Origin of the sequence: Yoonia sp. (assembly GCF_030731595.1) — a bacterium.
Classification (GTDB): domain Bacteria; phylum Pseudomonadota; class Alphaproteobacteria; order Rhodobacterales; family Rhodobacteraceae; genus Yoonia.
This window is the reverse complement of sequence record NZ_JANQTS010000130.1, coordinates 1-9,724: the sequence shown is the minus strand read 5'-3', so window position 1 is coordinate 9,724 and position 9,724 is coordinate 1. Positions and strand designations below refer to the sequence as shown.

The window sequence follows — 9,724 nt, the reverse complement described above, 5'->3', positions numbered from 1 at the left end:
ATCCCCGTCTTTCATGACGACCAGCACGGCACCGCGATTGTCGTGGGGGCAGCAGCGACAAACGCGATCTTCGTTGCGGGCAAGCAATTCGAAGACATCAAGATCGTCAGCACCGGCGGCGGGGCAGCGGGCATTGCTTGTCTGAACATGCTGCTGAAGCTTGGCGTGAAACGCGAAAACGTCTGGCTTTGCGATATCGAAGGCCTTGTCTACCACGGCCGCGAAAAGGACATGACCCCGCAAAAGGCGGAATACGCCCAAGGCACCACCGCCGCCATGCTGGATGATGTGATCGCGGGTGCGGACCTGTTTCTGGGGCTCTCCGGCCCGGGCGTGCTGACGCCTGCGATGGTCGCCAAGATGGCGGACCGTCCGATCATCTTTGCGCTGGCGAACCCCAACCCCGAGATTGACCCCGAAGCCGCGCGCACGGCCAACCCCAATGCCATCATCGCCACAGGCCGCAGCGATTTTCCCAATCAGGTCAACAACGTCCTGTGCTTCCCTTTCATCTTCCGCGGCGCGCTTGATGTTGGCGCGACCGAGATCAATGACGAGATGAAGATCGCCTGTGTCGAAGGTATCGCCGCCCTCGCCCGCGCCACCACCAGCGCCGAAGCCGCCGCCGCCTATCAGGGCGAGCAGATGACCTTTGGGGCGGATTACCTGATCCCCAAACCTTTTGATCCGCGTTTGATGGGCGTTGTTGCCAGTGCCGTAGCCGGTGCCGCGATTGCGACCGGCGTCGCCCAGCGCCCGATTGCGGATATGAAAGCCTATAAAGCCAATCTTGATGGCTCTGTCTTCAAATCTGCCATGATCATGCGCCCCGTCTTCGATGCCGCCCGCACCGCGACCCGTACCATCGTCTTTGCCGAAGGCGAGGACGAGCGCGTGCTGCGTGCCAGCCAGGCCATCATGGAGGAAACCACCGACACCCCGATCCTGATCGGCCGCCCCGAAGTGATCGAACGGCGCTGCGAACGCGCGGGTCTTAAAATCCGCCCCGGTGTCGATTTCAGCATCGTGAACCCCGAAAACGACCCGCGCTATCGGGATTACTGGGAAACCTATCACAATCTGATGGCGCGCAAGGGCGTGACCCCCAATCTTGCCAAAGCGATCATGCGCACGAATACGACCGCCATTGGTGCGGTCATGGTTCACCGTGGTGAGGCCGACAGCCTGATTTGCGGAACCTTCGGCCAGTTCTTGTGGCACCTCAACTATGTGACACAGATTTTGGGCAATGCGGATTTCCACCCTATTGCTGCCCTGTCGCTGATGATCCTCGAGGATGGGCCGCTCTTTATCGCCGATACGCAGATTCATCCCGAACCATCGCCGCAGCAGATTGCAGAGTCAGTGATTGCCGCAGCCCGCCATGTGCGCCGCTTCGGTGTCGAGCCGAAGATTGCGCTGTGTTCCCACAGCCAGTTCGGCAACCTTGACAGTGACAGCGGGCGGCGGATGCGGGCAGCAATGGAAATCCTTGACAGTGTGCCACGTGATTTTGCCTACGAAGGCGAGATGCATATTGATAGCGCGCTCGATGTGGACTTGCGCAACCGTGTTTTCCCCGAAGCCCATCTTCCGGGTGCGGCCAACACGTTGATCTTTGCCAATACCGATGCGGCCTCTGGCGTGCGCAACATCCTGAAAATGAAGGCGGGCGGGCTTGAGGTCGGCCCCATTCTGATGGGCATGGGCAACCGCTGCCATATCGTGACGCCTTCGATCACAGCGCGCGGCTTGCTGAACATGTCCGCCGTTGCGGGTACGCCTGTGACACATTATGGATAGGCCATGACCGATCTCTCAACCCCCGTTTTTCTTTGTTTCAAATGGGGCAAAGGGTATCCTTGCCGCTATACCAATATTCTGTTTCGTGCCCTGACAGACACGATGAAAAGCCCCTTTCGATTTGTCTGCATGACTGATGATGCCGAAGGGCTTGCAGAAGGGATAGAAACCCGACCTTTTCCGCATTTCGCGCTTGACCGGTCAGATTGGGCAAAAGGCATGTGGCCGAAACTTAGCGCTTTTGCGCCGGGTCTTTTTCCAGCAGGCACACCAGTTGTGATGATGGACGTTGATGTCGTCGTCCTGCGTGACCTGACCCCCTTGTTTGACCACTTGCGCGCGCAGGGCGGCTTGCACATTATTCGTGAAATTCCCGATACGCTGCCACGCTGGTTCCCAAAAGTGTTTGGCAAGCCGTTGTGGTCAAACTCTTCGGTAGTGGGCTTTTTGGCTGGCACGCAGGATCATCTGTTCGAGGAATTTCAAGACAAGACCTATGCGGACTTGCGGTCCATCGGGAATGATCAAAACTTCATTCATCACAAGGCAAAGGACCGGCACAGCTGGCCGATTGGCTGGATGCAGAGCTTCAAGAAAGATCTGGCATTCCATTTCCCTGTCGGTCTGGTCCGCCCGATCCGGCGGCCTGATGCCTATGTTGTGATTTTTCACGGGATCCCGAACCCCGAGGACATGACGCAGAGGGCTTTCAAGCGTTGGGGATCGCCAGAGAAATTCGGGTATTTTCCGGTGCGCTGGATCAAAGATTACTGGACCCGCTATTCCCGCCCAGACGACAGATAGCGCTCTCAGACTTGCAGGGGCGACACGGAGGCCCTAACACTCTGAACCAAGCAATCTAGGGAGGAAGACCATGGGCTATGCGGATGTCTACGGTGCTTGGCGGAACGACCCTGAAGGGTTCTGGATGGATCAGGCAAAATCCATCGACTGGGTCACGCCCCCGACCAAAGCGCTGGATGACAGCAAGGCCCCGCTTTACCGCTGGTTCACCGATGCCGAGGTCAATACCTGTTACAACGCCGTCGACCGCCATGTTGAAAACGGGCGCGGCGATCAGGTGGCCATCATCTATGACAGCCCCGTCACCCATACCAAACGCACGATCACCTATGCGGAATTGCAAACGCGCGTGGCGTCGCTTGCGGGGGCTCTGCGTGCAAAGGGCATCGAAAAAGGTGACCGCGTCATCATTTACATGCCGATGATCCCCGAGGCACTGGAGGCCATGCTGGCCTGCGCCCGCCTTGGTGCGATCCATTCTGTGGTCTTTGGCGGATTTGCCGCCCACGAGCTGGCCGTGCGGATCGACGATGCGACGCCCAAAGCGATCATTGCAGGCTCTTGCGGGATCGAGCCGGGCCGCGTTGTGCATTACAAGCCACTTCTTGATGGCGCAATCGAGATGGCGACCCACAAGCCTGATTTCACAGTGATTTTCCAGCGCGAACAAGAGGTCGCAGCCCTGACCCCCGGCCGTGACCATGACTGGCACGCCTTTCAGGCAGGTGTCACACCCGCCGAATGTGTCCCCGTCAAAGGCGACCATCCGGCCTATATTCTCTACACCTCCGGCACCACAGGCGCACCCAAAGGCGTCGTGCGACCCACAGCTGGCCACCTTGTTGCGCTGAACTGGACGATGAAAGCGATCTACAACGTCGATCCGGGTGATGTCTTCTGGGCCGCCTCCGACGTGGGCTGGGTCGTGGGGCACTCCTACATCTGCTACGCCCCTCTGATCCACGGCAACACCACCGTCGTGTTCGAGGGCAAGCCCGTCGGCACCCCCGATGCCGCAACTTTCTGGCGGGTCATTCAGGAACACAACGTGCGGTCCTTCTTCACCGCACCGACGGCCTTCCGCGCAATCAAGCGCGAAGACCCCCAAGGCGAGATGATCAAGGATTACGACATTTCCTGCCTGCGTGCGCTGTATCTGGCCGGAGAACGGGCCGACCCCGATACGATAGAATGGGCCCAGCGCGTGATGGGCGTACCGGTCTACGACCATTGGTGGCAGACCGAAACCGGCTATACCATCGCAGGCAATCCTGCAGGGATCGAGGCGCTGCCGGTCAAGATCGGATCGCCCACCGTCGCCATGCCCGGCTATGACGTGCAGATCTTGGACGAAGCGGGGCACCAGATGAAAGCCGGCGAACTGGGGGCCATCGCGGTCAAGCTGCCCCTCCCCCCCGGCACGCTGCCCACCCTTTGGAACGCCGAAGATCGCTTTGTGAAATCCTACCTGACCACCTTCCCCGGCTATTATGAGACCGGCGATGCAGGCATGATCGACGAGGACGGCTATCTTTACATCATGGCGCGCACTGACGACGTGATCAACGTGGCGGGGCACAGGCTGTCCACAGGGGCTATGGAGGAAATCCTTGCAGGCCACCCGGACGTGGGTGAATGCGCGGTGATCGGGGTTACAGACGAGTTGAAAGGCCAATTGCCAATGGGGTTTGTCTGCCTCAACAAAGGCTGTGAAACCACGCCAGAGCAGATTATCAAAGATTGCGTCAAGCGGGTGCGTGACACGATCGGGCCGGTGGCCGCGTTCAAACTGGTCGCCGTTGTGGACCGCCTGCCCAAGACACGCTCTGGCAAGATCCTCCGCGCCACGATGGTGAAGATTGCGGATGGGCAGGACTTCAAGATGCCCGCCACGATTGATGACCCAGCAATCCTGGACGAGATCAAAGCAGCACTGATCCCGATGGGGTATGCGAAGGGCTAAACGCAGAGCTGTCTGGACTTCGTGACTGAAACATATCAGGGTCCTGTCTACGGCGTCCTGTGATATTGAGGGGCGGAAATCCTGTATTGACAGAACTGGTCCGTCATATGCCCTTGCTGCAGCTTGTCTATGCGTCACGCCCCTTTGGTTTTGATGCGGGAACGCTTATCAATATCCTGTTCAAAGCGCGCTCAAAGAACGCTGCGGCGGACGTGACGGGCTGTCTGATCTGCCGTGATGACATCTATCTGCAGATGCTCGAAGGCCCCGCAGAGGGTGTGGCGCGCATATACGAAAAAATCATTCAGGACGACCGCCACGTCGAGGTCACCGAACTTGTCCGTCATGAAGTGACTGACCGGATGTTCGGCAAGTGGGCGATGCGGGATGATCCTGTGCAAAGCTGGATGTGGACGCGCGAAGAGGTGGATCGCGGTGACGTGAGCCGTGCATCCAAAGACGACGTGCTGCGAGTTTTCAACAAACTTGCGGCGCAGCCCTCTGAGCCGACCTAGGCAAACTGCTCTCTGATCAACCGCTCTTCCAGCCCATGCCCCGGATCGAATAATATCCGGTGCCGGATCGCGGGTTCTGATCTGATCTCGACACTCACCACATCGCGGACAGATTTGCCGTCTGCATCCGCCATGACTGGCCGTTTGGCAGGGTCAATCACGTCAAACCGCACCACCGCCTTTTTGGGCAAAAGCGCCCCGCGCCAGCGGCGGGGGCGAAAGGCGGACATCGCGGTCAGCGCCAGCACATCCGACCCGATCGGCAAGATCGGCCCATGGGCGGAGTAGTTGTAGGCCGTGGACCCCGCAGGTGTCGCCACCAGCGCCCCGTCGCAGACCAGTTCATTCATCCGCAACTTGCCATCGACGGTAATCCGCAATTTCGCGGCCTGCGGACCCGCCCGCAGCAAACTGACCTCGTTGATTGCCAAAGCATCATGCATCGCGCCGTCAACGGTCAGCGCGGTCATGGCGAGCGGGTTGATCACCTCTTCCTCGGCCTCGTCCAGCCGCTGTTGGAGGTCATCGGCGTGAAATTCATTCATCAAGAAACCAACCGTACCACGGTTCATCCCGTAAACAGGGACATCAAGCCCTTGGGTCGCGTGCAGCGTCTGCAACATGAAACCATCACCGCCAAGCGCCACGATGACGTCTGCCTTGGCTTGCGGCACATCGCCATAGGCTGCGGCCAGTTCGCGCAAAGCAGTTTGCGCAATCGGCACGGGGCTGGCAACAAAAGCGATCTTGGGGCGCGGCATCGGGCAAAAACCTTTCAGTTCCTGCAAGTTGTGGGGTGATCAGGCCCGAAACGCAAGACAGCTATCGGAAACCTTTCTGACGCGCTCATAAAGATCATGGTCGTTTTGATGCTTTAGAACGGCCCGAACCTGAGGTAAGAGAGCGCAATTGACTATTTTTGGCACCTGCTAGGGGGGATGCGCCCATGAACATCACAGTCCGCGACGACGGCTTTTTTACCGAAACATTGGAAACCCGCGATCCGGCGATCCATGCAGCGATCCAGTCCGAGCTCAAGCGCCAGCGCAAAGAGATCGAGTTGATCGCCTCTGAAAACATCGTCTCTGCTGCCGTTATGGAAGCACAAGGCAGCGTCATGACAAACAAATACGCCGAAGGCTACCCCGGCAAGCGTTACTATGGTGGCTGCGAGTACGTCGATATCGCCGAGAACCTTGCCATCGAACGCGCCTGCCAGATGTTTGATTGCGGTTTTGCCAACGTCCAGCCGAACTCTGGCTCTCAGGCAAACCAAGGCGTGTTCCAAGCACTCCTGCAACCCGGCGACACCATCCTTGGGATGTCACTGGATGCAGGCGGTCACTTGACCCATGGTGCGAAGCCAAACCAGTCCGGTAAATGGTTCAACGCCATCCAATACGGCGTGCGCCAGCAAGACAGCCTGCTGGACTATGACGAAGTCCAGCGCCTTGCCACAGAACACCAGCCCAAAATGATTATTGCGGGTGGGTCCGCCATCCCGCGCATCATCGACTTTCCGAAAATGCGCGAGATTGCCGATAGCGTCGGCGCTTATCTTTTGGTTGATATGGCCCATTTCGCGGGCCTTGTGGCCGCTGGCCTTTACCCCTCGCCTTTCCCGCATGCGCATGTGGCGACAACCACGACCCACAAGACTCTGCGTGGCCCGCGCGGCGGCATGATCCTGACCAATGACGAGGCGCTGGCAAAGAAATTCAACTCTGCCATTTTCCCCGGCATTCAGGGTGGCCCGCTGATGCATGTGATCGCAGGCAAGGCCGTGGCCTTTGGCGAGGCGCTGCGCCCCGAATTCAAGACCTACCAGCAGCAGGTGATCAAGAATGCCCAAGCGCTGGCTGACCAGTTGATGAAGGGCGGTCTGGATATCGTGACCGGCGGCACCGACACGCATGTGATGCTGGTCGATCTGCGCCCCAAGGGCGTCAAAGGCAATGCCACCGAAAAGGCATTGGGCCGCGCCCATATCACCTGCAACAAGAACGGCATCCCGTTTGACCCCGAAAAGCCGACCGTGACATCCGGCATCCGGTTGGGCTCACCCGCAGGGACGACACGCGGCTTTGGCGAACCCGAGTTCCGCCAGATCGCGGACTGGATCGTGGAAGTGACCGAAGGTCTGGCCGCCAATGGCGAAGACGGCAATGGCGAAGTTGAAGCCAAAGTGCGGGCCGAAGTCGAAGCACTCTGCGACCGCTTCCCGATTTATCCCGCACTCTGAAACAAGGGTCCGCCCGGCCGAAAGGCCGGGCCGACCACGGCTTTAGACAAAGCCGCGCTGCACCAGCACGAAGAGCAGCAAAATCCCTGTCACCAGCAGGGCAAAAGCAATCGACGCGACCAGATTAAGCGCCGCCGTGCGCCGCTGGGCGGCCATGTCGATCCCCTCAAGAAACGCCAGAATATTGCGATGCGATTGGCGGGCTTTATCCATATCGATCATCCGCGCCAGTTTTGGATTCGCCGCAAGCGGCAGCGCCTGCGCCAGATAAATGGCATCGCGCTTGACGGCACGGGGCAGCAACCGCCCCGCCTTGCGGATCTGTGCATCAAGCGAACGACCACGCACGCGCAGCTTGGAATCCAGGCCTGCACGCACCTCACTTGCCATCTGTTCAATCGTTAACGCCATGCCGCTTCCGGTAAATGGTTGCGTTAACATGCTCAATGGCTCTGGCCCCTCGGGGCGCGGAAGGATAGCAAGAGATGCATGTTGAACACGGTCATATATGACGGCCCCGCCGGACCCCCGCTCTTGATCGCGCATGGGCTCTTTGGCTCTGCGCGGAATTGGGGGGTGATCGCTAAACGACTGTCGGCTGGCAGATCCGTTATCACCGTCGACATGCGCAACCATGCCAGCAGCCCATGGTACGACAGCCACAGCTATCATGATCTGGCGTCCGATCTGGCAGACCTGATCACAGGGCCAACAGACGTGTTGGGCCATTCCATGGGAGGAAAGGCGGCGATGGTGCTGGCGCTGACACAGCCCGCGCTGGTGCACCGACTGATCGTGGCCGATATCGCACCTGTGACCTACACGCATACCCAGAACGGACCAATCGCTGCGATGCGGGCGGTGGACCTTGCGACGATCAGCAACAGGGCCGAAGCCAAGGCCCAGCTAGGCCCGCTTGACCCCGGCGTTGATGATTTCCTGCTGCAAAGCCTTGACCTGAAAGAAAGACGCTGGCGGCTGAACCTTGATGTGCTGAGCGCCGAGATGGACAAGATCATCGGCTTTCCGGATGTGGCGGGGCAATTTAACGGACCGACCCTGTTCCTGTCGGGCGGCAATTCCCCTTATGTCCAACCCGAGGCACGGCCCCAGATAAAAACCCTCTTTCCCGCGGCCAAATTCGCCAAGATCCCCGGAGCCGGCCACTGGCTGCACGCCGAAAAGCCGCGCGAATTCGAGGCTGCAGTCAGTGCCTTTCTGGGCTAGGGGTGCGGCAGTTATTGCACGATCTGGAATCTGCGTTAGACTTCAACGACAACACGACTGGAAAGGGACTTCACATGATCCGACTGCTTGCCATCGCCGCCATCCTCAGCCTTGCCGCCTGCGAAACCGTTCAAGGGGTCGGACGCGATATCACCAACGCAGGTCAAGCAATCGACAACGCGCTGTAACGCCTGACTTGACACAAATGCTGCGGCGCGGCGAAACTTGGGGGATTGAACCCCAAGGAGATTGCCATGCTGACACCCTTCGACATCTGGTCCCCCATTTTCCGCGCGCCCTTTTCCGGTGACGTGACCCAAGAGATCACGCCGCGTTTTCTGTCGCCCGACATCAAAGGCAGCCCCGCGATCGAACAGCGGGTGCAGACCGATGTGGCGAGCTATGGCAAGCAGTTGGGCAAAGTGCTGGAAGCCTTGCAAAAGCTCAGCGCGGCGACAGGCACCGACCTGCCCGAAATCGACGGACTGGTGGAACAGGTCGAAGCGGTGAAAGCCGACGCAAAAGAGGCACTGCGGGCCGAGGCCGAGGATGCGCTCGCGCGGCTCAAAAAGGCCGATCCCGAGGCTTGGGCGGCGGTGATCGCTGGCTGACCCCTAAACCGCGCAAGTCTTGCAAAGGGCGGCATCCGGCAGCAATGCCAGCCGTGCGTCGGAAATGGGCTCGCCGCATTGCAGGCATTCCCCGTATGTCCCTGCCGCAACCCGCGCCAGTGCGGCATCAATCCGCTTGAGTTCGTTCAATTCGGACAGGCCCAATGCCTCCAACACCTCGTCGCCCTGCCGCTCGACCGAACGGTCCTCCCAATCTTTGGTCGGGGTCTCATCCAACTGGTCCTCGACCGCTGCCAGATGGGCCGTCAGTTCCGCACGGCGGGCGCGCAGGGCTTGTTCTTGGGTGGTGATATCCATAACGCAGTCTCCTTGGTTGGGATGGAGCATGGCGCGGATCGGGACTGGCGACCTTGATTTGGGTCAATGGTTTCGCGCGCTACTTGCGCTTGACGAATTCCGTCAGGATCACGATGCGCTGGCCTTCGACACGGCCTTCGATATGGGCGGGATTGTCAGGCACCAAGGCAATTCCGCGCACCGCCGTGCCGCGCTTGGCGGTAAAGCCCGCACCTTTGACCGGCAAATCCTTGATCAGCAC

General features: G+C 59.4%; 12 protein-coding genes. 8 read left to right on the top strand and 4 right to left on the bottom strand.

The features are described from left to right. From NWQ23_RS15435 to NWQ23_RS15420, 4 genes are all read left to right on the top strand, one after another. On the top strand, positions 1-1,803 hold a 1,803-nt coding region (locus tag NWQ23_RS15435; protein ID WP_306167280.1), incomplete at its 5' end, for a phosphate acyltransferase. Between the two features lie 3 nt (positions 1,804-1,806). After that, positions 1,807-2,607, top strand: a complete 801-nt coding sequence (locus NWQ23_RS15430) for a hypothetical protein (RefSeq protein ID WP_306167279.1) — start codon at positions 1,807-1,809, stop codon at positions 2,605-2,607. Between the two features lie 70 nt (positions 2,608-2,677). Further along, the gene (gene prpE, locus NWQ23_RS15425) at positions 2,678-4,570 is read left to right on the top strand and encodes a propionate-CoA ligase PrpE (protein WP_306167278.1); all 1,893 of its coding nucleotides are present in this window, start codon (positions 2,678-2,680) and stop codon (positions 4,568-4,570) included. 86 nt (positions 4,571-4,656) lie between these two features. Continuing rightward, positions 4,657-5,085: a BLUF domain-containing protein gene (locus NWQ23_RS15420; RefSeq protein WP_306167277.1), complete on the top strand. Its 429-nt coding sequence runs from the start codon at positions 4,657-4,659 to the stop codon at positions 5,083-5,085. Here the strand turns inward: NWQ23_RS15420 and NWQ23_RS15415 are convergent. Continuing rightward, positions 5,082-5,846: an NAD kinase gene (locus NWQ23_RS15415; protein ID WP_306167276.1), complete on the bottom strand. Its 765-nt coding sequence runs from the start codon at positions 5,844-5,846 to the stop codon at positions 5,082-5,084. The genes NWQ23_RS15420 and NWQ23_RS15415 overlap by 4 nt on opposite strands. Positions 5,847-6,031: 185 nt before the next feature. Between NWQ23_RS15415 and glyA the strand changes: the two genes are divergently transcribed. Beyond that, positions 6,032-7,327 carry a serine hydroxymethyltransferase gene (gene glyA / locus NWQ23_RS15410; RefSeq protein ID WP_306167275.1) on the top strand — a complete coding sequence of 432 codons (1,296 nt, stop codon included), beginning with the start codon at positions 6,032-6,034 and terminating at the stop codon, positions 7,325-7,327. Positions 7,328-7,369: 42 nt separating this feature from the next. Here glyA and NWQ23_RS15405 read toward each other — a convergent pair whose 3' ends face one another. After that, positions 7,370-7,738: a hypothetical protein gene (locus NWQ23_RS15405; RefSeq protein WP_306167274.1), complete on the bottom strand. Its 369-nt coding sequence runs from the start codon at positions 7,736-7,738 to the stop codon at positions 7,370-7,372. 78 nt (positions 7,739-7,816) lie between these two features. Between NWQ23_RS15405 and NWQ23_RS15400 the strand changes: the two genes are divergently transcribed. The 3 genes from NWQ23_RS15400 (at position 7,817) to NWQ23_RS15390 (ending at position 9,165) form a co-directional block, all read left to right on the top strand. Next, entirely contained in the window at positions 7,817-8,554 is a 738-nt protein-coding gene (locus NWQ23_RS15400; RefSeq protein WP_306167273.1) for an alpha/beta fold hydrolase, read from the top strand. 74 nt (positions 8,555-8,628) lie between these two features. Continuing rightward, positions 8,629-8,742, top strand: a complete 114-nt coding sequence (locus NWQ23_RS15395; protein WP_306167272.1) for an entericidin A/B family lipoprotein — start codon at positions 8,629-8,631, stop codon at positions 8,740-8,742. Positions 8,743-8,808: 66 nt separating this feature from the next. After that, entirely contained in the window at positions 8,809-9,165 is a 357-nt protein-coding gene (locus NWQ23_RS15390; RefSeq protein WP_306167271.1) for a hypothetical protein, read from the top strand. A 3-nt stretch (positions 9,166-9,168) separates the two neighbouring features. On the opposite strand, the gene NWQ23_RS15385 is transcribed toward NWQ23_RS15390, so the two are convergent. Together NWQ23_RS15385 and NWQ23_RS15380 are read right to left on the bottom strand one after the other, a co-directional pair. Next, on the bottom strand, positions 9,169-9,483 hold the full coding sequence (locus NWQ23_RS15385; RefSeq protein WP_306167270.1) for a TraR/DksA family transcriptional regulator: 315 nt from the start codon (positions 9,481-9,483) through the stop codon (positions 9,169-9,171). Between the two features lie 79 nt (positions 9,484-9,562). After that, the coding region (locus tag NWQ23_RS15380) for an alkylphosphonate utilization protein (RefSeq protein WP_306167281.1) at positions 9,563-9,724 on the bottom strand (162 nt) is incomplete at its 5' end.